Consider the following 23,262-nt stretch of genomic DNA (forward strand, 5'->3'; position numbering starts at 1 on the left):
CGCAGGGCAGCCGTTTTTTGCGGGGCCAGCCTGGCCGCTCCGGGCAAAAAAAACCGCGCCATGTCGCGCGGTCTTTCGGTTGTACCGTCCGGAAGGTTGGGGATCAGAGCCGTGCCAGTGTCTGGAGGGTTTCAGGATTCTGCTGCACCATACGGATCAGCAAAACCGCCTGCGCGTTGGGCTTAGCCCTGCCCTGCTCCCAGTTCTGGTACGTGGTTTCGCCCGTATGAAGGTAATGGGCGAAAACCGCCTGAGACAGATTCAGTTTTTCGCGCACGTCGCGCAGCTCCTGCGGCGCTATCGTGACAGGCTCACGTCGGGTCGCCTTGTAGGATTTGAGCGTAATCTTGCCTTCCTGATGGTCTTTAAGCTCCTGCATCCCTGTCATGAGTTCACTGAAAATATCGCGTTTAGTCATGTCTCAGCCCTTTCTTAATCACATTCAGCGCGTCTGCCAGAGCATCACGCTGCTGTTTGGTCAAATCGTCACGCTGGTCTTTATCGTAGATGGTGAACAGGATGAACTGGCCTTTTTCGTCCGTCCAGTAATAGATAACCCTGATCCCGCCTCTGGTGCCTTTATTCCTGCGTTCATCCCGAAAGCGGACTTTACGGAGTCCGCCCGTATCGGGGATGATGTCGCCCTTTTCAGGGTTGGCCAGCAACATGTTCTGGAAGACACGAAACTGATCATCGTCAAGATATTCAGCGCGGTACTTCTGAAAGCTGGTAAGTTCGATGAATGTCGCTTGCATAATTTTACCCGTCCCCAACTAAGGGATAGTGTATCCCCATATTGGGGATACTTCAAGAAATCTTTTATGCATAACTCTCACTGAGCAGGGTTCTGAGTTCATTTTTTGCTGACGGCCAGAGATATAACGCGAGGTCATCCGCCTCGGTGAGCACAAGTCTTCGCGCCTCTGACCACGCCTGGACGGAAGAAAGGGGCAGCAGGTCAGGACAACAACGCGGTCTGGCGGGTGCCACGCTGGCAACAGATAACATGGTCGCTTTTAATGCCAACTTTTACGGCACATTAGGTTTCAATATTGTGGAAGGTCACTCTGATCAGCCGGATCGCTGAAGAGACTGCGAAGGGTTTCAATCCGGCGCGATGTGTAGCAATGTGAGAGACCCTTTATGACAAAAAGGGCCAATCTTCTCGCTCATAGTTGAGCGGGTTGTCGAATTGCACCAAATAAAAAGCCCGCAGCTGAGCAAACCCTGCGGGCTTTTGGCTTCCCAGCTCTATTTATACTTTTGCAAAGTTGGCCTGAATGCGCTGCTGTAAATAGTCTTCGGCGCTGATGGCCGGATACTTCGCCTGCGGCCCCAGAATTTCAACGTCTTTGTTGGCCTGACAGAAAAACGCCAGGCTGTAGCGCGCGCCCTGATATTCACCGGGCAACGGGCTTCTGACACGATGGAAGTTTGACGGCAACTGGTCGTCACTCCAGCGCATCAGCATGTCGCCGATGTTGCAGGTGATCTCTGTGCCGGTTGAGGGGGATGCAGCCGTTAACGAAACGGGACTCTATATCAGACTGTGCCTTGAGGGTTTTGGGCTGGCGCAGCTTGCTGAGAATGTGATTTCGGAGAATCTGCGGCAAGGCAAACTGGTCGAGGTTCTGGCGGACTGGCAGCCACCTTCCGTGCCGGTGACGATGCTCTATCCGCATCAGCGTTTTCTCTCTCCCGCCGTGCGTGCTTTTGCTGACTGGGTCGGCGAACTTTTCAACGATGTCGCAGGTGAGAAACGGCCTTCCCGGTAAGAGATGGTCTTGAGAGCAAGAGTACGCTTCAGAACGATAATGGACAGCATCCACAGCAGAGGAACCGATCGTTCCCCTGTGGTGCCAGCCAATTCAGCCCGTCTGCTGTACAGGTTCCAGATGCGCATTTCGTCCGGCAGCCATTCCGGTGCAGGCACCTGCGACCGCGATTGCTGCGGTCATCAGTAATGGCAATGTCCAGCCTCCGGACAACTCCTGTACTTTGCCCAGCAGCAGCGGACCCATCGCCGCCATCAGATAACCGACGCTCTGCGCCATGCCTGACAGCGCGGCGGCGTCACCGGCATTTTTGGTACGAAGTCCGATGAAGGTCAGGCCCAGCATCATACTGGCACCCGAGCTGAAGCCGAGAAGAGCAGCCCACAGCATCGCCAGATTCGGCAGGTACAGGATGCCGATAAAGGACGCAGCGGTTAACAGGCTGACGCCGGCAGCGGCTGCTTTCTGATCGTTGAGGCGACGCAGCGTGGCGGCCAGAATCAGGCCGGGAATGGCGGTGGTCAGCTGAAGAATGCCGTGTACTTCACCGGCCTGGGCTGAGGAGAGTCCACTGTCCGTTAGAATGGCGGGCAGCCAGCCGACAGCAACATAAAACGGCATCGCATTCAGGCCCATAAACAAGGTGACCTGCCATGCCAGAGGCGAGCGCCAGACCGCGACGGTCGCCGTTGTTTTCTCACCCGCTGCTGGCAACTGATGCTTCATCTTTAACTGGGGCAACCATAAAAGCAACGCAAGCAGCGGTGCAATAACCAGCATGGCTAACGCGATGTTCCAGCCCCAGTTCTGCGTCAGAGGAATGACAACGGCTGAACCAATAGCACCAGCCGCGCCCATGGTGATGGAATATGCCCCCGTCACGGAAGCCACGTTGCCAGAAAAGTCGCGTTTGATAAGGCCAGGCAACAGGACATTGCCGAGGGCAATCCCGATACCTATCAATATGGTTCCGCCATAAAGCGCCCAGACACTGCCTGTGGAGCGAAGCAGGATGCCAGCTGAAATCACGGCCAGGGCACCAAAAAGGGTGCGTTCAAGACCGTACTTGTGTGAGATGGATGCGCTCAGCGGTGAAAAGGCGGCAAATGCCAGTAAAGGCAGCGAGTTAAGCAACCCAACGGCAGTAATACTTAGCCCAAAATCATGGCGAATAGACTCTAAAACGGGTGCGATAGCGGTAAAAGGAACACGCAGGTTGATAGCTATAAAAAGGATGCCGGTCACAAGTATGATTGAAGACCACTTGTTCGTAGTGTGGGACATAAATTTTGCTTTCTCTGGTAAAAAGAAAGACTTTAAAGGACGCATGAGTTACAGAATATAGATAACCTGACAACATATAACTAAATCATGCCACTTAATAAAAAACCGGTGACCTCACCGGATGAGTTTAATTCCGATGCTTTCAGTCAGGCTGCTATCGCGCTGCATGTATCATCGTCAGGCGAGTATGCATGCAGGTCAGAGTCCGCACGCTCACCGTAAGGGACAACTTATTATCTCTTTGCGCGGTGCAGTGAGCTGTGAGGTTGAGGATGCGCTGTGGCTTGTTCCACCCGGACATGCTGTCTGGGTTCCGGGTGAAATCCCCCACAGTTGCCGGGTCACGAAGAATGCAGATACCTGCTTTCTGTTTATCGAACCCGGCGCGGCAGCGATGCCGGAAATCTGTTGTACCCTGGCGATTACTTCTCTGGTCCGCGAGCTTGTTCTGTATCTGGCAGAACAGGGACAGGCTTATTCTCCTGACAGTAAAACTGCCAGGCTCGCAGCGGTGCTGCTGGAGCATATTCCGGATGTGCCGGTTGAAGCGCTCCATCTTCCCGTATCCGATCATCCTAAAATCCGGAATATGGCGGAGGCACTTTTTAATGAGCCTGATGATCGGCGAACGTTAAAGCAGTGGGCTGCACATCTGGTCACCAGCGAACGATCGCTGGCCAGGCTGATAAAAGAGGCGACAGGAATGAGCTTTGGTCGCTGGCGTCAGCAACTGCATTTGATGATTGCCCTGAGCCATCTGGCTGAAGGTCAGTCCGTGCAGCGCGTAGCCGGAACGCTGGGATATGATTCGGTCAGCGCATTTATTACGATGTTCAGAAAAGCGCTGGGTAAATCACCGACGCAATATTTTTCGTCTCTAAACTAATGCAAAACAACACAAACCGAATTTTTATAAAGAACCCCAGCGTCCGCTGTTCACTCAAAACTGCCTGTCATTCCTGCTTAAAAAACAGGCTTAACGTAGGATATTTTCCGTTTTCCAAGCGGACCCTTTCTTTATCCAGTCGTAAAGGCTGTGGGTGGTGATATCGAGACGTGTTGCAACGCTGGAAACAGAATGACCGCGATCAACAACCTGTTTGACTGCTTCAATTTTAAACTCTTCGGGATACGCTTACCGCTCATGGGCACCTCTCTTTAAGTCATCTTAAATGACTCCGAGGTGTCTGTTAAACCCGTGGCGATTCAGTGCTGCAACCACCGCGCCTAAAACCCTGGGATCATTCATCAGTGAAGTCTGTTCTGGTAACATTTTATAAGTCTGTCCTCTTCGAAGAACATTGAGTTTTAAGTGCGCATAATACTAATTATGTTAAATATCAATTAGTTGCAGGGTTTTTTGCTGTCCCTGCTGGTTATCTGCGTTCCAACCTGTTCTGCAAATACAACTGTGAGCTTGTCCGATGATTCTGCATGGACAGAATCAAGCCAAGTCATTCGCTTCTTTAATTCGATTTAAGATGCTCATCAGCAAATCACGGAAATTTGTGAAAGAATCATAAACCTCGTCAATTGCAATTCTGTCTCTGATCTCCCAGGAATTAGCTGGAATGTTATATACATACCAGTCAGTTCCTGAGGTGCCGATCCATATAAATCCCCTATTTCCTTCTTCTGCACTCTCTGTTCCTGATAACTCAGCGTTGTACTCAGCCAGGCCATTATGTTCATCACTGTGGCTGCTCAGCCCAAAGATCGAATAACCGTCAATGCTGAAGCCATCAACACCGGCGACAAATTCCAGGTATTGTGACCAGAAACTCTGCAGCTCAGCTTTCAAGTCTCCAGTGATCCCCTCCACAGGTTTGGGTGCCTTAAAGGGTGGATTCACGGGATAACCAAGTTTTTGAGCCAAATCCACAGTGTTATTAATTACACCTGACATTTCAGTGTTGAGCATGACATTGTCTCCCTATGGGTAAATCACACCTTTTGGTACGGGCCATAAAACTTCAGTAGGACCACCTGACGCGATGGATCGCGAAATTCGCTGCTGCGTAGTTGTAAACATGGCATGTTCTGGTGATTTACTGATTAATACCAAATTACTGAAGTCATTCGTTCCACTGTCATCAAGAGGAAGCTTATGGTGCACATCCCAGTTAACGGGGTTATTTCCCTTCGCCATCCGGGCAAGGTCGTCCGTGCTTAACCGGCTTTTCACGTCCGGGTTGTCAGAAATTTCCTTCAGAAAAGATTTTCGCACCTTGTCGAACTGGTTACGTAAAGCCATTCGTTCAGCCGCTGGCCGTTTGATGTAATCCATTTTTACCACATCGATGTTACTCAGCAGATTTTTCTCGCCTTTGTAAGTGCCCAGATAATTTTTGAGCTTCTCGAGCTCTGCGATCGACGTCGGATGAACAGCAGCGCGACCCATGGCCATTATTGAACTCAGTGCTATAAGAGAGCCTGCAGTCTGCTGATTCAGCACTTCACTGAAACCTGCAGCAGCATCTCCTCCCAGCTTTCGGGCGGTGTCGGCATACATTTCAGGATTCTGATTATAAATCGCTCCCGCAGCCAGAAGACGACCAGCCGCTTTGCTGTTTATGGTACCAAACGTTTCGGGTTTTTTTGTCGTCTGTGCATACTGATTAGGTGATGTCACATACGATCTTGTCATAAACGCTGTTGGCCTTGGTTTTCCGTTCTTATACTGGTTCGCTCTGCGCTGCACTGACTTACAGAATTCCGTGATGATGCGTTCTGCACCATTAGAGTTATAAACCCAGGCTCTTTTGCAGATGAGATTGCCTTCGCCATTGATATAGAAAAGCTTTCCCGGTAAGGAAAACCGATCCAACATCACGACTTCGCCAGTCTGAAGTAAATGGAGAAACCTTTTCTCCTCATGTTGTCTCTGCGCAGGCGGCTGGTCTCTGTAATTTATTTCTCCTCTCCTGCGAATGTTCCCAATATAGCCACCGTTCCGCGTAGAAGCGCAGAATACATATTCTAGACGAACCTTTTCCCACGCCTCTAAAGGCGGCATAATTCTGTCGAATTCTTCCGGAGAAAGATTATCTGCAGAAAGATAGTACAAGTCTGTGCCTGGTAAGCTAATGCTCATTGATGTCCCTTAATAGTCAATAAGTACTATTTCACCCGAATGTAACTTTCGTTGGACCCGATGCATCATTATTATTGATAGCGCTGATGCCCCTGTGGCAGAAAAAGCGTCATTGAAGAAGATCGTATAATCGTGCGTTATTTCTTACCGTATGCCGCCTTCAGTGTTGCCACCATTTTTTCGTGATCAGGACGCGGGGCAAAGAGCTGTTGAATAAGTTCGTCAATAATCTGACAAGCTCCTTCAAAGTGGGACCGCCTTATATGTCTGTTAGTATGGCTGCCATGATTGCCAAGGTCTTTCAGAGCATCGAATGCACTAAAGTGATCACCCAGCGTGGCTTTACCATCCAGAATGCGTTTTGCAAGAGGTATCCGTTTTGGTGAAACTGCCTCTGTCAGCCGGGGCACATTGAGCTCGTCAAGCAGCAACTCAAGGGTTACGCGCAACGCGTTTACGGCCGCATTCAGGCTGACAGGGATTAATGAAGCTATTATTGTCAGTTGATTTTTTATATCTTCAGGACACGCTTCAGGCACACGAAATATCGGTAGAGGTGGAACGAACGAGACCGCTCTGTAGCGCGTATACCACCCTACTTTTCGCATCTGTTCATCCACGTCAACTTGTCCACGCCCTGTACCCGTAACTGCCACAGATTCGCGGCATTCTGCTCGGCTGCACTCAAGCATGCAGCAAAAAACTTCACGGTCATCTTCTTCAGTATACCAGTCTTCTCCACGGTGCCGCAGAGAGTCTGAGGTGTCTCGCGAAGTAAACGAGCCCTGGACAAGAACCAGCGATGCGTTAAGACAGGCAGGACAACACCAGGCTGGCAGTCTGTCGTTCGTAAAACTTTCATAAGGATATGAGCCGGGCATAGGTCATTAAACAGCAGTGGGATCGTGTAGAGAGTTTACACGGAGCAGCCGGTTTTGTTGAAATTAACATGCCCCGGTCATTCTTCCCGTAAAACCACTGACGTCAAAAAGATTGTCTGTGGTGCGGCCATTAAAGTCTGATGGTTTTTTGTGCCGTGTAGCTCACTTCAGCGATTAAGGGGGCGGTATCGATTCTCCAGATGAAATTCCGTATCAGTTTGCATTTCTGCCTGGTTTTATGCGCGACAGCGCATGAAGGCGCCAGCTGATGTCAGCCAGGGGGAAGTGGTCACATGGCGCCGGTAGCCCGGCGAAGCCGGTTACGGTTTGACAGGTTGTGCCAGTCCTCAACCTCGCCGGTCTGGCGGGCGCGGACCACCGGAAAAACCCGCAGCGGGAGGTACGCAATATTTCCGATTTCTGGATATATATAATAAAACGGAATAAGAAAGCAGGATAACTGGTGGGAATAACGATCCTCGTTGGATCATAGTGCACCAGGATAGCGGTTTGAGAGTGGTGATCGGACACCACATGTTGTGTCCTGAGCCGAAAACTTCGCCCTGACGCCCTTTTCCGGTTATAGCGGAAAACGGAAAGCGGATTTTGCAGAGAATGCACGGAGTGCAAAAATTGCACCCTTTTAAGATTTCCTATACACTTACCACATGAAAATCTTAAATACCCGAGGCGAGGCTATCATGAGAACACAGAACATGACCCAACCGGCTCGTGCTCCCCGGCTCAACCCTGAGCACGCCGAAAAAGCGTTGATCCAGTCGCGCATTAACAACGTTGGCAAAAAATTCGTTGCCGCACTCGATGCCGTGGATGAAACCAAATTACAGTCTTTATTAACGCTGCCCGATGACGAATTCTGGTCAGAAATTAAAATTCTGGCGCTGACTCAGTCGCTGGTAAATAACTCCAGCCAGGAAAAAGAAGAGCAGGAAGATTATGCTGAAGCCCGGCTTGCCTTTTTAAAAAGCCTGGAAAAATACGGCGGCGTCCATAAATCTACCGCGGTGAAAAATATACTGGGATTATCAGTACCCACCGTCCATAAATACAGCAAACAGAATAAACTGATTGTTCTGGACTGGGGTGCTGAGAAGCTGTATCCGGTATTCCAGTTCTCGGTCGATGAAAAAAACAGTGAAAACGGCATGCTTAAGGGTCTGCCGGAATTACTGGCATCCATCACCCATCATGTGAGCAGCGTGCGTAAATGCAACTTTTTTACCCGCAAAGTGGAAATGCCCGGCAGCGGAGAAAAAACCAGTGCGCTGGACATCCTGCGCCGCGGCGCGACGGAAGAAGAAATGGCACATCTGCACATTCTGGCCAAAAATTTCGGCACTCAGAACGCAGTGTAATAAAAGCCGTGTCAGTCATACCTGGCACGGCTTTGTTTTAACCTACCCGGTTATCCTCACATTACATTCTGTCCTGAGGATCTGCCTTGCGGATTTACCCTGATGTTCGTACTCACTCAGCGCTGTCACTGACGCGGTCGACAGTAAGCCATCGCCATCTTCCCTGTCAGACCAAATCGCAAGACAGGGTTTACCGGAGTGCCTGGAAAGATACTCGACCCCGTCTGCATATTGTGACATCTCCTTCGCCAGTTGCTGGGTCAGCGGATATGTCGCTTTTGGCGCCATTAAATCACCGACAGGCCATCTCAGATGAGGAGACAGCCGTATCAGATCAAACACCTTTAATGGCTGCTCTGTCGTAATTTCTGCCATGCAGTTCGTCTCAAAGTCCGCACGATCAATGAACTCTTCATCCTGAAAAAATTCACTGCCCGCCGTATGAGGTGAATCGGCCAGATACATCGGCCATTTCGATTTATCGGACAACGAAAAACGGTTATCACTGTGGGCATTGAAGTACACACCGTTCCCGCCGTGATACTGGTCCTGAATCTTAAAATAAACCGAGCCTTCAGGGATGACCTTCGTCACCTGAATTTCGCCCTGGTCTTCCAGGTCCATAATTTCCTTTAAGCGATCATGCAGGTCGCCCTCGTATTCTGAAGCCATTAGTCCCTCTCTTGTCTGGAAAGTGTGATTGGTAAAATAAGCATGGGGTAATCATCAGATTGATCCTTTCTGCTATTAATGGAGTGCAGGGCCGTGCTTGCCCGGTCCTGCGGTGTGCGCGCCGGTCTGTCTGGCGGCGGCGGCGCTATGATAGCCCAGGCGGATGCTGAAGGAAGCAAAATCAGTAATGTTTTTTAAGTTTTGCGGGATATACTGACGCTCATTATCAGCAGCGGAAAGGCAGCAATGGCAGCAACAGTTCCGGATGAATTTATTGCCGCATTTGACCGGATGTGGCTGTTGCCAGCGGGCATGGATCACAGCGCCGTATTCAACTCTCAGGCGTTTCTGCATTTCAGGGAAATGGCAGATAAGCATTGCTATGCCCAGATTAAAGGGAATTTATTAGATCCCTTTCTGCTTCAGGGACTCCGGAAACTCGGGCTTCCCTGTTTTTTTACTGCCGGCTCCCCGCTGGCCGCAACCGGCATGTCAGAGACGGCCGCCCTCTGCCACGAGGCGCTGATGAGGTGTCTTGAGCATCACACTTACCTCTGTCCGCTGGACTGCGCTGGCGATATACCGCCGATTGAGACCGCCGGTTTATGTATCAGGCGATTCAGTAAACAGGAACTGGACGGAATGCTCAATTCTTTGCCGCTGCAGAGACTTCCCGGCTATGGGTCTGCAGACACGGCGGGGTTATCGCAGTTTTTGTGGCTGGAGGTCGGGGATGATAAGGCGCTGAGCAGCGATTTTTCTGAGCGCTACTGGAAATGGAATACCAGCAGGGACAAGCCAGGAACGGTATATCCCTATCAAACGCATCATCCGGAAGCCGTGGAAAAAGCTGTTTTTTTGCTGATGCTGATTGCCTGGGAGGAGTGCCATCTCAGCGAGGACTGTCAGTGGCGCCCCTTCCGTATTCCCTGGGTGCATACGCTGTCAGATGATATTTTCTGGCCGCAAAAACCAGTTCCGTCCGCTGCCTCGCTCACCTGGATCCCACGTGCATATTGCGATGAAGAAGGGGTCTGGCACGAATCTGAAGAGCCGCACAGCTATGGTCACAGCCTGACACGTGACCAGATGGTGCCTGTCACTGACGCAGATGTCTGCAAGCACCTTGAAACAGCTGTATCCCGTGGACTCATCAATGCTGCCGCACGGCATCAGTTCGTGAAAGCCTTCATGTCAGATGGCGTGGACGAGCTTCTGGCGCATATTGTCGTGATTGACGCCTGCGTTGGTGGCAAATCAGAAAATAAGTCTCTGGAGGGACCACTCAAAAAGCTGGGGGCTACTGCACAGTTAAAATACCGGCTGGCCGGACTGCTCAGTGATGCATCCGCCAAGGAGGTCATGGATGTCGTATACAAGGCACGCAGTGACTACGTGCATGGCAATGCTCTCGAGAAAATTCCCGGAGAACACATCCTTCAGGCCCGCAGTCTGGCCAGAAGAACGCTTAATGCCATTATTACCGAAGCTGGCAGAACCCCCTCTTTGACGCGAGAGGCGTTTCTCGACCAGCTCCTGCGGAAAGGGTGGGACCTTATTGAAGGCGGATGCGGGTAGCAACGCGCCAGGGGCATTTTTCGTAAACTGAAGGCCGTGAACAGAAAATTGCCGACGTTTACAGAAAACAGAAACACAGTCGTGCCTAAAGAGGCTCGCGATATGAAAGGAAGACAGCCATCAACGAACGAAAGACGTCAATGGCTCCCGGCTATTATTCTGCAGGGCCAGAGGCTCCGATCCGCATTTTAAAATCTACCTTTCCGTCATCCCTGAATTCATATTCTTTAACAATACCTGACGATTTTAATTTATCGAGCAGTGGTCGGCAGCTATCCCGGTCATTCAGCAAAATCCTGGCCGTTCGCTGTGTAAATATTTTGCTGAGTTCTTTTTCCTCCATCACTGACGCCATTTCTGCCAGCTTACTCCTGTCACGATAGCCTTCTGAAAGAAGAGAAATCATCAGGCGAAGTTTCATCTCGTTATCAGAATTAAAGAAAGCGATTATTTTCATCGCTTCAGGAAGATTGATATCTTCTTCATCTCCCTCGCGATAATAATCTGCATATTTTTCGAAAAGCTTCATTTTATTATCCGAAGATATGTGTGAGGAATACATCACTCGACCGAGCAGCCCCTCAAAAAGGTCAGGATTCTCATCATTATTTAAATAGTAGTCAGGATCAGCCATCATTTCATCCTGATAACGTCCTATCCAGGAAGACAGAACATCCAAAACTTCAATAGTAAAAATACGGATTGTTTTCATCACATTTGAGAAGTCATCGTGCGTAAGGGGTATTTTATCCATATTAAGCAGCCTGATGATTATTGCATCACTGATATCTTCATCGAAACATGCTGTATTAATGAATATGTGTGTAACTGTTTTTTTATAGTTATCTTCGCTCAGCCGATTATTGCAGATGATTTTTTTATAGAGAAGCTCATAGGAACTGCCGTCTTCAGTCTCCGGCCCAGAGAGAGAAAGGGTACTTGCATGACGAGACACAAAGTCGGTAAGCACTTGCAAATTGCACTCTTCTCCAATATACGTTACCAACTCCGGCCATGAGGCACTAATACGATCATAACGGTAAAACGCGTCATGGAAAGATAACCTGCTGCCATTTTCCTCATACCCGGGTTCTTCAGGTATACCAGCCAGCGTGTCGAAACAGAAATTCATCTCTCTGACGATGCTTATTTTCATCGTTTCACTCAGGGTACTCAGCTTAAGAACAGTAAGGATAGCGACCTCTTTTTCAGCCGACGACAGAAATATTTCACGCACAAATTCATCGGAGAACTCCGCAAAGTAGCCCAGCGCGTCTAAATTATATTTCTGCGCCAGCGACCAGGGCGCCTGCTCACACTCTGCTGCGGTGTATCCGTGCTCTGTCAGCTGAGCAGCAAGGATAATACCCACATTCTCACGTGTAAGCCGGTAGAGAGATTTTTCACCGATGAAGCGCAGGCAGATTAATTCGTTTTCAGATAAGGGGTCAGACAGGGCGTCATAACAGACCTTCAGTTCATGAATGTGCGTCAGAAAAGCCTCAAGACGTCCAGGCCTGATGAGATCAACGATACCGGTCCCGAGCGATTCCACAAATCGCCTGTACAGGCCTGGATCATGCGAATAACGAGGGGCTGTAAGCGACACGACTTCAGCCGCAATCGCCCGGAAGGCGTCAGAACCATTGGCCGATTCAAGGTGCTCCAGCAGTACATCGAGATAGCCGTTTTTCTCCAGTGCTCGAGTCAACAGAGACGTAAAGCTCTGCGGGGCAGCAAACCTGGACTCCAGAATATTAAGGAGTGTCAGTACATACTCTCCGGATCTGCTGAACAGCGTGGCTATCATTTCATCAAGCCGTGCGTCGTCGGCTTCGAGCATGTGAGCGATGATCTGATGATGCATAACTGCATCCTGATACAGGAGGCGCTGCGCGTCGATTTCGCGAATGACGCCCGAGACATCATCGATAACCATCGACTCATTAGACTGCTGACCGGAGAGACCAAGAGCCATGCTTTTCACAAATTCATTATCGCTGAGGGACAGTCCGCCCTCGTGGAAAACAGAGCGTGAGCGCATGAAATCCTGATCGAGATAGCCCCGTGACAGCAGTAAGTAAAGCGCATCATAGCCCCCGTGTTGCATTTCACGCTTGACGGCTTCTTTTTGCCCGTCACTGAGCAGGTCATGATCAACTATTTCCTGCATATATTCACGGGCAACGGTAGTAAAGCATTCCCTCTTCATCAGACTGATTAAATCAGCAAGCGAAATCGCATTTTTGCGACGCTTTTCTTCCCTGGCATTCCTGAGCGCTTTTTCGGTAATTTTAAAATTAACGTCGCGTTCCTTACCCACCGTTTTTTTTCGGTGCTGATAGCTTTCAGATATTTTTTCACGTTCTGATCTAGATAATTCTATAATATGATATTGATTCTGACCATAATAGCCAATGCTTATCCTGTCAGAAGTTTCAAGAAAATCTTCAAACGACTTTTCATCATTGATGAGTTGCTGAGTATCAATATGCTGAAGAGATTGCTGTGTGTTAAAATACCCCACAGAACTAGGCTTGTAAAAATAAATCATATGGGTCATGCTTTCAGGAATTAATGAGTATATTATATTTTTCCTGACATCCTCCGCAGTTCTGGCCTTTTCCGCACGTATTTCATTAAGGGTATCACTAAGCGATGAAATGCGTTCTTCAATGTTGCCAAAATAACTTTTGTGCAGCGACAGCATCCTGAAATGATAAACAAATTTATAAAGCACGCTGACTTTTTTATCAATGAGGCTGTAATCATGCGTAAACGTGTTTTTATAGAATACCATGGCGTAAAGACTGACATTCCTTAATTTGTTATCCACAGTCTTACTGAATACCCAGTATTCGTTAACAATGTTCTGAAGAGAACGCATATCACTGATATACGCAGCCGTGCTGCGCAGGCAAGCCTCTCCGCCAGGAATAAAACCTTTCATTTTATCGTTCAGCAGTGAAAAGGCATTTCTGCTATCCATGACCGGTACGACCGGGATGATGAAGTCAAAAAATTTCGTGCGCGCTTCAGCACCTGAGAAAATGTCGTCCCGCACAGCATAGATAAAGCGAAGAGGGTTGTCGTCTGAAAGGTTATTATTAACGATTTTATTTATTTCTCTCAGCTTAACGAAAATCTCAGGATTTTTTAAACGGTCAAGGTCCTCAAAGATAACTAACCTGTAACTGTCAATCCGTGAGAAAAAATAGACAATTTCATCCAGACAGTTATTCAACAGGGATGATGTCTCCGCACTTGCGAGATCCATTTCGCCACTCAACAGCGCAACCTTGTTAAGCTTTATCTTCTTGTCGAAAATCCCTATCTGTGAGGCACATTCGGTAATGAAATAAACAGCAGCCAGAATAAACACGCAAAAGAGCAAGGCTTTAGGGTAGGGTATGACACTGATAAAACTGAAGGCACTTTCAGGAATGCCTGTGAACGTCAGCACCCTTTCACGATAGATTAGCGAGAGAATGCCGCCCACCGGCGCAGCAACTTTGAGAACAGACCAGAAAACGCGGTAAATGTGCGCCTGATTTCTGTTCAGTATTCGGTCAATTCGGGAGTCAGGCAGAGCGTCACGATTCTTTTTATAAAGTATCTGCTGAAGTATACTCAACTCCACTTCCTGAGCCCTGCTCGGCTCCCCTTTTTCCTGCATTTCAAAGCCGGCCAGAGAAACGTTAATAAATTCTCCCGGCCTGAATTTTTCCATATAGGAATGGATAATGGTGCTTTTTCCCGCACCATAACTCCCTGTAACAGCGATGTTCCTGACATCATTTTTTGACAGGGCGAAATCCATCGCATTGAAATATTCATTTCTTATCGTCAGTTTCTTTGGTGTCAGGGCAACATAGGGGGAATTTTTTAATGGGTTGTTCTGCAGAAGTTTTCTGACTATCTTAAACCTGATTTTTTTACACAGTTTATAGGTAAATACCAAAATATTAATCATTATTTTATTCATGATAAGTCCTTTCATGAACGACATTAATAATGTCATCTATAAGCTCCCTCTCAGAATGAGACGAAACTTTCTTCGTGGTAAAAAAATCAGCGTAACATACGATCTGATAAGTCAGAAGCATGTCTGCGTCTCTATGCTGAGCTATATCTTATTATATATTGAAAATATCACGCACCTTAAAATCACATACTCATCAGTGAGCCTGCTTGTATTCTCACTTAGCAACGGCTAAAACTCGTCATCATCGGATCAACTTTATACCATTAAACAGATTTACCGGAAGCGCGGCCCGTCGTCTGGCGAACGGAAGCGGCAGTCAGCCCTGCAGAAGGGAATTATGATCGTGTTGGCCGCGATCGACGAGAAGCGACCGGGCCAGTAATTGCCGGTGAACCTTATCGGCCGCATGCTGAACGCCAGCGGCCACGGGCCGGTTTACGGTCCCAACCTTCGTGCATCATGCGGCGGCTGGCCACTGCGGGCTGGCTTCGGATGCTGCGCGCAAAGGACCTGTGGCTGACCGTAACAGGAGCTGGCGCCGCGCGTCCGCTGCTTCAGGCGGAACGTGACGCCGCAGAACGCCGCCGCCGGGGAGGGAAGTGTGCGCGCTGTCCTCTGCACCGTCCGCGAGTGCGGATGCCGCCGTTACCCTGACCCTGGCGGGTGATGACCACGTCATCCGCGCGGCGGCCTATTTCTTCCGCCTCTACGGCGCCCCCTGCCAGCAACTGGAGCGGCCCAACCGCGGCCGGACGCTGCTGACCGGCGACGCCCTGCAGGTGGCGGGGTGGTACCGGACGTGTCAGCAGGCAGGGCTGCCGGTGCGCGTTCAGGTTAATCCGGATGGTAAAAACGATCCCGTAAACGGCAACCAGGAACCGTGATTCAGGGGGGAGGCAGCCTGCATGTAAGGTGACCACCGGCCAGCGGCCTGACAGAGGCCTCAGCCGCCTGGACAGGAGTGCAGAAATGCGGCACGGTGACGATAAAGAAACAGACAGCCCGTCCGCGTCAGGACGGACACAATAATAACGTTTCACGACACCTTTCAAGGAAGCACAGCATGTTAGATACCAACGTCTACCACACTTCAGAAACGTTCGCCGGCGTCGCCTGCTCACCGGCCAGCCTGGTAACCCTGCGGGACAGAAACAACAAAGCGTGGATCATCCAGAAAGAGCTCATCGCCTGGGTCCGTGAAGAGGAGTTTTCCGGGGGTTGCCGTGTCGTGCTGTCAAACGACAAGACGTTCGACGTCCCTCTCAGCATGGATCAACTGGCGGAGGCACTGAGTCTGCCGTTACCGTCGCAGCACGGGCAGGATTGAGGGCAACGTCATGGGAACCTGCATGCGCACAGGTACGGAGAAAGGAGGTCAGTGAGATGCTTTATATGGCGCTGAGCTGTTTTGTAATGGTCATGAGCATGGGCGTAATCTTCAGCCATATGAAGGTGAACAGCGGGACTCCGAATACAGCCTGGGACTTTACCGAGTCGTTAGCCATCCCCTTGTTGACGATGGCCCTGGTTTCACCTTTTGCCGTTTCCCTGTCCAACATTGAGCAGGCCCAGAGTCTTGACGGGCTGTCCCGCCTGTCTGTGGGCTTACAGTGGGCCGGTTTGCTGGCGTCCATGGGACTTTTTGCTCTTTTCATCCGACGCGCCTGGCTGGCCACCCGTCGTTTCTGGTTCTGCGGTGCCATTGTGGCCACGTTACTCCTGACGTTCATTTTTGCCAACAGCCTCTGGTTTGTCTCCGGTAACGGCGTCGGTGTGGTGTCACCTTTTGTACTCGGGGAACGTGAAAACAGTGATGTTAACTGCCCACGCGAAACCATACTCGTCCATTACGTCAGGGGAGCGCCTTCAGACTGGCGCTGTCCGACCGGTATGATGCTGATGGCTGGCACGTCACGTCCGTTCCTGCCCTGGCCGGACTACCGCAGTGGGCGGAGTCAGCAACTCTCGGACGCAATCAGTACGATCATGGACAGCGCTCACAGCGCGCAGGGGGGGAAACCATGAAGCTGTTTACCTTACCGCTAACCCTGACCGGGCTGCTGCGCATTGTGACGGAAACTGCCGGCGCACTGACCATTATGTGGCTTGCCCTGACGCACACTCAGATGCCCGTCACAAAAACGGCCGCCATGATGTTCTCCGGTGTGCAGTATACGGGCGGACTGGTCGTCACCTGCTGTTTTGCCGCCGGTATTTTTTATCAGCGTTACAGGCTGCGCGTTCTTTTATACGGCTTTACCACCCTCACCGTCCTGCTGGCCGCAATCGGAACCTTTGCTGACAGTATTCTGGAGAAGCCTGCTCTGTTGATGGGTATCCTGACCGTCTATGCGTGCTGTCTGACTGTGGCCGCCGTCTGCCAGTTGGCGATCCGGATGGACCATGAGCAGCCTGCCGGCGGCCGGTACAACTTCCCCATGTCCGTGGACGCGGCCAGGCCGGTAACGGAACAGGACCGGCGCTTTATCGCGGCCCATGAAGCCGGACATGCCCTGCTTTATGCCGCCTGGTCACCGCAGCCGGACACGCTCAAAGTACAGGTGAAAAACAGGACTGACGGGAGCGACGCGCTGGGTTTTGTGAACGACGGGGTTCCGCGCGACCTGCTGACAGAAAAGGAATCCGCCGAGTGGCAAATGCTGGCCTGCCTGGCAGGTACCGCCGGCGAGCGCTGTTATACGGGCCGGGTTTCGCTCGGGGCGGTGAACGACGCCACGCGCTGGGTGACCGTGGCCACCGCCTACCTGAGCTGCCATCTCTCCGACGGCGTGTTTTACCCTGAACCGGCTTCTGAGCTGGAAATCGCCAGCAATCAGCGTCATCTGACCGCGCTCAGGAATGCCCAGAATGCCCGGCTTAAGGCGTTTTTTGACGTGAACCGTGGGGTACATGCGCGCCTGACAGAAACGCTGCTTGAGCACGGCTCACAGGCTGGCGCAGCGCTGATTCCGTTTCTCACTGACGTGCAGTTGCCTGAGGACTTTCCGCGGATAAACAATCCCGTCACAAATGCATAAAATTCATTACCCGAACGGGCCTGCTTATTCGTAGCACCAGCGTCCTGCGCGGGCTGATTCGATCAGCATTGAGATGGTAAAGTCGGGGACTTCAGGAACATATCGCCGGCGCCGGAAAGGATTCAGTATCGCCAGCAGAGGCGGCTCAGGTGGATAGTACGTTGCAAGAGTAAAGTTCTGCCTGCTGACGTTGAACTGCTTAAAAAATTCATTCATCAGTGACTGCGCCTCATCTTCACTGAGATGAAGATCCGCATCCAGATCGGTTTCTGGCCTGAGTTCCTGCTCTGTGAAAACGCCCCTTCCGTTGTGACGCTTAACCAGTGCGTAAACTTTCGCATCGAGTTCGTCGGTTACCATAGTTTATCCTCTCCCCGTGCGATCCGGTTGTATTCAAGAACGCTGTGATAGGCGACTTGCGACACGTCAGAAGCCAGAATGACCCAGCCCACAACCGGAATTGCCCGTCCGGTGAAGGTACCAATTCTGGCGACCATGCGTATTCTCAGCGTGGAGGGCGGATATCCTCCGACAAACGAGGGCAGTTTGATGCCCCAGGGAAAAGTGGCATCACCGAAAGCGCGCCTGGCTGCCCGCGAGGCCAGCGACGTACCCCTGACAGCCCCTCCCGGCTTAGTACGGGTAGGCAGTACGTTTGCACCGGAGAGAACGGCAACAATGGCAGAGAAATCCCGTACTCCCAGCTGGACGGCTACCTGCTCACAAAAAATCATAAAGAACAGTTCACCGGCAGAGAGGTTCGGGCGCCCCGCATAAAAATAGGTCTGTCCCAGCTCTTCAGTTGTATCCACTTTCCGCTCCCGTAACCGCAGCTGCAGCTATCTTCCTGACGTGGGTCTGAAGATACCGCTGCGCGTGATGACTGGCAACCTGACGGTCAGGAACGTCCGTCCCGCCATCAGCTGGCTTGCCATCAGTTTCCTTCAGGCTTGTCCTCTTTCAGGTAAACCGGATCGGTACCCTTTGGCAGGGTCAGTGCAACCTGCCGGTAATAGGCGAGGCGCTCACGGAAATACTCCCGCAGCGCCTCCGGCTGCTGCAGTTCTGTTTCCATCGGGATAACAGGTTTATTCATCCGTTCTTTCCAGGCAACGCCTGAAGCAGCGAGATCAACATTGATTTTATCCCGCTCCAGCCTGTCTTTTGCTGCAATATTATGTGACATGGTAACGCCTCCTGAACACAGTATATCGCCTGTATAGGCATAAGCGTCAGGAGGGGTTGATATGATGGCCAGAAAGGCCGGCGGGATCACGTATGCGGTTTTGCATCGGGCACAGTCAGGGACAGCTTCAACAGCACGCGGCTGGTGACGAACGGCCTGAGCATCTTCATGGAGTTCACTCCCAGCTTTTTCTGCACAGAACTCATGGCTTCTTTGACCGTATCTTCAGACACTCCCCGGTATTCAGCGAGATCCTTTATCGTGATGTGGCCGAAGACCAGCATGCAAACCTGAGTGGCCTGCAGCACCGTCAGCTCAGGGAAAAACTTCGTGAGTGATTCATAATTTTCGTATTCGTCAGCAGCCATAGTGACCTCCAGGGCAAATTAACAGCGATACGTTTTCCCAGAGTTCATAAATCATGCAACAGATTAACTCTTCCTGATTTGAAATTAAAAAAAAGCGGTGAGTTTTAAGATCTCCCACCGAATGATTAGGTATCTAATTTTTATAATGGAGTGTTATAATAATTTTGGTTAAGACGACTCAGCGTGTCGAATTTTATAAAGCTTATCGAACATAAACGGGAGATACAGAAAATAAATCCCCTGGTGTTGTTTATATTCTGTAACAAACAACATGCACGGATGCATTATTTTACACCCGCACCACTCTTGAAATAAATTACAAAAATAATACCACTTTTAAATTTCTTGCAGTCCGTTTTGTATTTATATAATCTCTCCAAAAATAAAAGGGAATTAAGCATCTTCCGGTCTGTTGTTTCATTTACGCAGGATACACCACACCGGAACGGAGTCAATGGGGTTATTCACCCCATTGACAGGTGCAATGACTTGTGTATAAGCATTCTTATTCCGAAGAGAGTAATCTGCTTTATACATCTGCAAGCCGCAAGGAACGTACTTTGAAGATCACACTTATTACCAATCCTTCCCACCAGGAAAAAAACGTTATTACTGATGGACTCTGGAGTCACAACGCCACATTCCATCCCGTTGAAATCGAACCGTTTCTGCTTTACTGCACAGACGATGATGGCAACGTCGCTGGGGGTCTGATCGCTCAGACCTGGTGGGGGACTCTTGAAATTCAGTATTTATGGATCGCTGAACGTATCAGGGGTAAGGGATATGGAAAAGAGTTGATGTCAGCTGCTGAAGCAGAGGCCAGAAACCGGAACTGCCACATGGCAACAGTGGACACGTTCGATTTTCAGGCCAGGTCGTTCTATGAAAAGCTCGGTTATAAAGAGTACGGCTCACTCCCAGGCTATGCACATAAGTTCAGGCGTCACTACCTGGCAAAAGAATTTACGTAGCATACCTGCGAAAGCAGAGGTATGTATGCGGTATCAGAGAGTCTGCACGAACACACTGTCCATCATGATCAGAATGATCGAACACCTGCATGAACCATGGGGAATCAAAGACTGCCAGTCCAGACATCTTTTCATGAACAAAGCCGCCCGCATGTACACCTGCACACCGGCGGCTTTTGATCTCGAGGGCAGACTTGACTGCGAATTTCCCGCAACGTGGGCGGAGCAGGCTGAAGGATTTATTGAACATGACAGACAGGCGGAATCAGAAGGAAAAGGCGTCAGCGTAATAGAGACCGACTTCTGGTTTGGCCGAAAAGAACTCCATCCTTACATCAGTGAGAAAATACCCTTCAGGGATGCAAACGGGGTCTGTATGGGGACACTCTGGAATGCCAGAAAAATAAGGGTTCTTTCCCCTTACGTGTGTATCAGTGATAAAAAACCGGGCGTCCTGCATACAGCGTCCGACCAGTCTGTCTTTACCCGTTCGGAAATGGATATGATTTTTTATCTGATGAAAAATCTGAGTCAGAAAGAAGTTGCAAACCATCTCGGATTATCCGCGAAGACCATCAATAACAAAATGCAGAATATATACAGAAAGACAGGGGTTAATTCAGTTTCAGCGTTATATGAATTCTGCTCCCATAAAAACCTGCAGAATTACATTCCTGAATTTGCCATTAACAAAGGCATCAAATTTATCTGACCGGAGCACTTATGAGCTTGCACGAAAATTATTCCGTTGAAAGGGTTCCGGCCGCAGCCCGTCTGCCGTTCTGGGGCGTGGCACTGGTACATATGGGGATGCTGACTGCGCTGGACCAGTTCATGCTGGGGGCAACCCTTGGTCACTCAATGAGCTATGCACACGCCTTCATGGCCATCACCGCCGGCAGCCTGATTTTCTTTGTCGCAACCTTCGGGCTGGGTTACGCCGGCATGCGGGAGGGCATTTCCGGCAGCCTGCTGGCCCGCTGGTGCGGTTTTGGCCGGGGCGGTTCCGTGCTGGTCAGTCTGCTCATCGCCGTCAGTCTCCTGGGATGGTTTGGCATACAGAATTCCGTCTTTGCCAACTCGCTGGATCACGCTCTTGGCCAGAAACTCGGATTTCACTGGGCCGCTGCGCTTTCAGGCCTTACCCTGACGTTTATCGTGGCATTCGGTTTCAGGGCGCTGCGCTTTGCCGCCCGCATAGCGGTCCCGGCATTCGCCATCAGCGTTCTGTACATTTCAACCGTTCTGCTGAAAGGTCAGGACATGGGGGCGCTTTCAGCCCTTTCTGAAGCAGGCAAAGGCCTCTCTGTCAGCGACGCTATTACACTTGTGGTGGGAGGCAGTATCGTGGCCAGCCTGATAACGCCAGACCTGACACGCTATTACAGCAACGGCCGGCAGGTCATGCTCATGACAGTTCTGACCATCTTTGCGGGAGAATACGTCATCAACGGGCTGGCAGTGATTATTTCCGTGATACTGAATACCGCCGACGTCGTGACCATAATGGGTCAGGTAACCGGCGGCATTGGGCTGATCGTCGTGGTGTTTTCGACGATGAGGATCAACGACATCAACCTGTATTCGTCCTCGCTTGGCGTGGCTAACGCGATTGAAGCCTTTACGGGGAAAAAAATCCCGTACGTGGTTATCACGCTTTTCATCGGCATCGCCGGTACCACGATGTCGGTAATGGGCATTCTTGACCGGTTCGTCGACTTCCTGAACCTCCTGGGTGTCCTGTTCCCGCCGGTCATCGGCGTCATGATGGTTGATTATTTCATTCTGAAAAGCGACAGGAAGTTGCTGGATGAAAGCCGGCGCAGGAACGCGTTACCCGACGAAGCGCAGACGAAAAACTTCGGCTGGAATGCCATCATCGGCAGCCTCGTGGGCGCGGTAGCAGGATATTACGTCACGTACGGCGTGCCGGCGCTGAATTCAATCATTGCAGGCTGCCTGATGTACCTCGTGCTGAGTTTCATTAAAGCGCAGATGACGTCACAGGACCGGGCTGGGATATCCGGAGTCTGACAGCAGGAATATTTCTTAAACCTGAGATTAAGCCTGTTTCAATAACAGGCTTAATTTTTTGAAGGGTCATTAAGTCTTCAGACGGCTTTTAATCGGTGGACGTTGTCATTACTAAAAGTTTGCCTTCACCTAATTTCACAAATGTAACAGCTAAACCCTTCGGAGGTATCACAATTGGCCGGCTCGCCTGAGAACGCTGACCGTTGTATATAATTTCATAGGACTGATTAACTACTTTACCCAGGGCATTCGCACCTATCGGGGTATTTTTAATAACCAGCGCATCCTCGTTCGTCAGGTTCTGCGGCTGCATATGATATCCTAATGCGCCAAGAGCATTTCCCGCAAGTAGCCGTTTCCCGCCAGCTTCTGGTGTAAAGATAACGACTCCCTCGCGGTAACTATCCAGAGAAAGACCCTCAGCTGGTGTGTCAGTTTGATAGCCAAGTTGCTGAATAATGTTTACAGACTTAATCAGAGCATCGTTATTCTTGTAGCTAAACACACCGTAACTGGCTGCAGTCAGCCCCAGATTCTGAGGATTAACAGATTCCGTTGAAACTTCAGCCGCAGGTGTTGCTGTCGCGCAGCTCAGTAACAGGACAGCGACAACCCCTGATATTATTCTTCTGTTCTTCATCTTAAACCATTCCTGTTTGCAGATAAGTGAGTGTATTTTATCGGTAAGAGAAGCGTAGAGTTTAATTAACTTTCTGTACTACGCCCTCAGGGAGCAGATATCAGATGTAGGCACATTTCAGGCCTGTGCCAAAGACGCACGTTCCAGCTGGTTGCCTCAATAATTATTCAGAATATGAGCTAATACTGTAAGGTCCCTAAACCAGGGAAACGATAATACCGATCACTAGAGCGACGACAAAAAGCGCTACGCCCAGAGCGATCAGCATCATAATGTAATACCGAATTTTTACGAGTAACCAGCCTGCCAAAACTGCCGGTATGGTGGTAACAAAAAAACGTATCGCCTGATGCCAGTGCGGGTTAACCAGGTAGGTA

Annotated in this window: 25 protein-coding genes and 4 pseudogenes; 12 read left to right on the plus strand and 17 right to left on the minus strand. The window is 50.2% G+C overall.

The window, feature by feature from the left end:
* Positions 1-103: 103 nt before the first annotated feature.
* Positions 104-418 (minus strand): DNA-binding transcriptional regulator, encoded by a 315-nt coding sequence (locus NR177_RS22330; protein ID WP_024471707.1) that lies wholly within the window; start codon positions 416-418, stop codon positions 104-106.
* Complete coding sequence (locus tag NR177_RS22335) at positions 411-755, minus strand: toxin (RefSeq protein ID WP_256853656.1); 345 nt, start codon at positions 753-755, stop codon at positions 411-413. The genes NR177_RS22330 and NR177_RS22335 overlap by 8 nt, the downstream gene beginning before the upstream one ends.
* 146 nt (positions 756-901) lie before the next feature.
* On the opposite strand from NR177_RS22335, the gene NR177_RS22340 reads away from it, so the two are divergent.
* Positions 902-1,087, plus strand: a complete 186-nt coding sequence (locus NR177_RS22340; RefSeq protein ID WP_256853657.1) for a hypothetical protein — start codon at positions 902-904, stop codon at positions 1,085-1,087.
* A gap of 168 nt (positions 1,088-1,255) precedes the next feature.
* Here NR177_RS22340 and NR177_RS22345 read toward each other — a convergent pair.
* Positions 1,256-1,492: pseudogene (locus NR177_RS22345) on the minus strand (2OG-Fe(II) oxygenase family protein); the annotation flags it as partial.
* Between NR177_RS22345 and NR177_RS22350 the strand changes: the two are divergent.
* A pseudogene (locus NR177_RS22350) lies at positions 1,491-1,775 on the plus strand (LysR substrate-binding domain-containing protein); the annotation flags it as partial. The pseudogenes NR177_RS22345 and NR177_RS22350 sit on opposite strands and share 2 nt — an antisense overlap.
* A gap of 93 nt (positions 1,776-1,868) precedes the next feature.
* Here the strand turns inward: NR177_RS22350 and NR177_RS22355 are convergent.
* Positions 1,869-3,059 carry an MFS transporter gene (locus NR177_RS22355; RefSeq protein WP_256853658.1) on the minus strand — a complete coding sequence of 397 codons (1,191 nt, stop codon included), beginning with the start codon at positions 3,057-3,059 and terminating at the stop codon, positions 1,869-1,871.
* 87 nt (positions 3,060-3,146) lie between these two features.
* Between NR177_RS22355 and NR177_RS22360 the strand changes: the two are divergent.
* A pseudogene (locus tag NR177_RS22360) lies at positions 3,147-3,945 on the plus strand (helix-turn-helix transcriptional regulator).
* 126 nt (positions 3,946-4,071) lie between these two features.
* On the opposite strand, the pseudogene NR177_RS22365 reads toward NR177_RS22360, so the two are convergent.
* From NR177_RS22365 to NR177_RS24065, 4 genes and pseudogenes are all read right to left on the minus strand, one after another.
* Positions 4,072-4,205 (minus strand): annotated as a pseudogene (locus NR177_RS22365) (transposase); the annotation flags it as partial.
* 298 nt (positions 4,206-4,503) lie between these two features.
* Complete coding sequence (locus NR177_RS22370) at positions 4,504-4,980, minus strand: YrhA family protein (RefSeq protein WP_256853660.1); 477 nt, start codon at positions 4,978-4,980, stop codon at positions 4,504-4,506.
* A gap of 12 nt (positions 4,981-4,992) precedes the next feature.
* On the minus strand, positions 4,993-6,153 hold the full coding sequence (locus tag NR177_RS22375; protein WP_256853661.1) for an HNH endonuclease signature motif containing protein: 1,161 nt from the start codon (positions 6,151-6,153) through the stop codon (positions 4,993-4,995).
* Between the two features lie 137 nt (positions 6,154-6,290).
* Entirely contained in the window at positions 6,291-6,773 is a 483-nt protein-coding gene (locus tag NR177_RS24065) for a DUF4145 domain-containing protein (protein WP_256853662.1), read from the minus strand.
* A 962-nt stretch (positions 6,774-7,735) separates the two neighbouring features.
* On the opposite strand from NR177_RS24065, the gene NR177_RS22385 reads away from it, so the two are divergent.
* Positions 7,736-8,410, plus strand: coding sequence for a hypothetical protein (locus tag NR177_RS22385; protein WP_256853663.1), 675 nt, complete (start codon positions 7,736-7,738; stop codon positions 8,408-8,410).
* A 42-nt stretch (positions 8,411-8,452) separates the two neighbouring features.
* Here the strand turns inward: NR177_RS22385 and NR177_RS22390 are convergent, their stop codons facing one another.
* Positions 8,453-9,034, minus strand: a complete 582-nt coding sequence (locus NR177_RS22390; protein WP_256853664.1) for an RES domain-containing protein — start codon at positions 9,032-9,034, stop codon at positions 8,453-8,455.
* Positions 9,035-9,157: 123 nt separating this feature from the next.
* The gene (locus NR177_RS22395) at positions 9,158-9,460 is read right to left on the minus strand and encodes a hypothetical protein (RefSeq protein ID WP_256853665.1); all 303 of its coding nucleotides are present in this window, start codon (positions 9,458-9,460) and stop codon (positions 9,158-9,160) included.
* Between NR177_RS22395 and NR177_RS22400 the strand changes: the two genes are divergently transcribed.
* The gene (locus NR177_RS22400) at positions 9,446-10,660 is read left to right on the plus strand and encodes a hypothetical protein (protein ID WP_256853666.1); all 1,215 of its coding nucleotides are present in this window, start codon (positions 9,446-9,448) and stop codon (positions 10,658-10,660) included. The genes NR177_RS22395 and NR177_RS22400 overlap by 15 nt on opposite strands.
* 154 nt (positions 10,661-10,814) lie before the next feature.
* On the opposite strand, the gene NR177_RS22405 is transcribed toward NR177_RS22400, so the two are convergent.
* Positions 10,815-14,645 (minus strand): hypothetical protein, encoded by a 3,831-nt coding sequence (locus NR177_RS22405; protein WP_256853667.1) that lies wholly within the window; start codon positions 14,643-14,645, stop codon positions 10,815-10,817.
* A 599-nt stretch (positions 14,646-15,244) separates the two neighbouring features.
* Between NR177_RS22405 and NR177_RS22410 the strand changes: the two genes are divergently transcribed.
* The 4 genes from NR177_RS22410 to NR177_RS22425 all read left to right on the plus strand — a co-directional run bounded on the left by NR177_RS22410 (position 15,245) and on the right by NR177_RS22425 (position 17,683).
* Positions 15,245-15,529 carry a hypothetical protein gene (locus NR177_RS22410; protein ID WP_256853668.1) on the plus strand — a complete coding sequence of 95 codons (285 nt, stop codon included), beginning with the start codon at positions 15,245-15,247 and terminating at the stop codon, positions 15,527-15,529.
* A 179-nt stretch (positions 15,530-15,708) separates the two neighbouring features.
* On the plus strand, positions 15,709-15,972 hold the full coding sequence (locus NR177_RS22415) for a hypothetical protein (protein ID WP_256853669.1): 264 nt from the start codon (positions 15,709-15,711) through the stop codon (positions 15,970-15,972).
* Positions 15,973-16,028: 56 nt separating this feature from the next.
* The gene (locus NR177_RS22420) at positions 16,029-16,670 is read left to right on the plus strand and encodes a hypothetical protein (protein WP_256853670.1); all 642 of its coding nucleotides are present in this window, start codon (positions 16,029-16,031) and stop codon (positions 16,668-16,670) included.
* Positions 16,667-17,683 carry a hypothetical protein gene (locus NR177_RS22425; protein WP_256853671.1) on the plus strand — a complete coding sequence of 339 codons (1,017 nt, stop codon included), beginning with the start codon at positions 16,667-16,669 and terminating at the stop codon, positions 17,681-17,683. The genes NR177_RS22420 and NR177_RS22425 overlap by 4 nt, the downstream gene beginning before the upstream one ends.
* Before the next feature lie 24 nt (positions 17,684-17,707).
* On the opposite strand, the gene NR177_RS22430 is transcribed toward NR177_RS22425, so the two are convergent.
* The 4 genes from NR177_RS22430 to NR177_RS22445 all read right to left on the minus strand — a co-directional run bounded on the left by NR177_RS22430 (position 17,708) and on the right by NR177_RS22445 (position 19,237).
* Complete coding sequence (locus NR177_RS22430; protein WP_256853672.1) at positions 17,708-18,043, minus strand: DUF1493 family protein; 336 nt, start codon at positions 18,041-18,043, stop codon at positions 17,708-17,710.
* Complete coding sequence (locus tag NR177_RS22435; RefSeq protein ID WP_256853673.1) at positions 18,037-18,495, minus strand: STM2901 family protein; 459 nt, start codon at positions 18,493-18,495, stop codon at positions 18,037-18,039. Before NR177_RS22435 ends, NR177_RS22430 begins: the two co-directional genes overlap by 7 nt.
* Before the next feature lie 122 nt (positions 18,496-18,617).
* Positions 18,618-18,869, minus strand: a complete 252-nt coding sequence (locus NR177_RS22440) for a DNA polymerase III subunit theta (protein ID WP_164483461.1) — start codon at positions 18,867-18,869, stop codon at positions 18,618-18,620.
* An 86-nt stretch (positions 18,870-18,955) separates the two neighbouring features.
* Positions 18,956-19,237, minus strand: coding sequence for a hypothetical protein (locus tag NR177_RS22445; protein WP_256853674.1), 282 nt, complete (start codon positions 19,235-19,237; stop codon positions 18,956-18,958).
* Between the two features lie 560 nt (positions 19,238-19,797).
* Here NR177_RS22445 and NR177_RS22450 point away from each other — a divergent pair.
* From NR177_RS22450 to NR177_RS22460, 3 genes are all read left to right on the plus strand, one after another.
* Positions 19,798-20,211, plus strand: a complete 414-nt coding sequence (locus NR177_RS22450) for an N-acetyltransferase (protein ID WP_256853679.1) — start codon at positions 19,798-19,800, stop codon at positions 20,209-20,211.
* Positions 20,212-20,284: 73 nt separating this feature from the next.
* Positions 20,285-20,923, plus strand: a complete 639-nt coding sequence (locus NR177_RS22455) for a PAS and helix-turn-helix domain-containing protein (RefSeq protein ID WP_256853675.1) — start codon at positions 20,285-20,287, stop codon at positions 20,921-20,923.
* An 11-nt stretch (positions 20,924-20,934) separates the two neighbouring features.
* Complete coding sequence (locus NR177_RS22460; RefSeq protein ID WP_256853676.1) at positions 20,935-22,245, plus strand: cytosine permease; 1,311 nt, start codon at positions 20,935-20,937, stop codon at positions 22,243-22,245.
* An 88-nt stretch (positions 22,246-22,333) separates the two neighbouring features.
* On the opposite strand, the gene NR177_RS22465 is transcribed toward NR177_RS22460, so the two are convergent.
* Positions 22,334-22,885 (minus strand): hypothetical protein, encoded by a 552-nt coding sequence (locus NR177_RS22465; protein ID WP_256853677.1) that lies wholly within the window; start codon positions 22,883-22,885, stop codon positions 22,334-22,336.
* Positions 22,886-23,081: 196 nt separating this feature from the next.
* Positions 23,082-23,262, minus strand: a 181-nt coding sequence (locus tag NR177_RS22470) for a hypothetical protein (RefSeq protein ID WP_256853678.1), incomplete at its 5' end; no start/stop codon positions are given.

The organism is Pantoea sp. Fr+CA_20 (assembly GCF_024520835.1).
GTDB lineage: Bacteria > Pseudomonadota > Gammaproteobacteria > Enterobacterales > Enterobacteriaceae > Pantoea > Pantoea allii.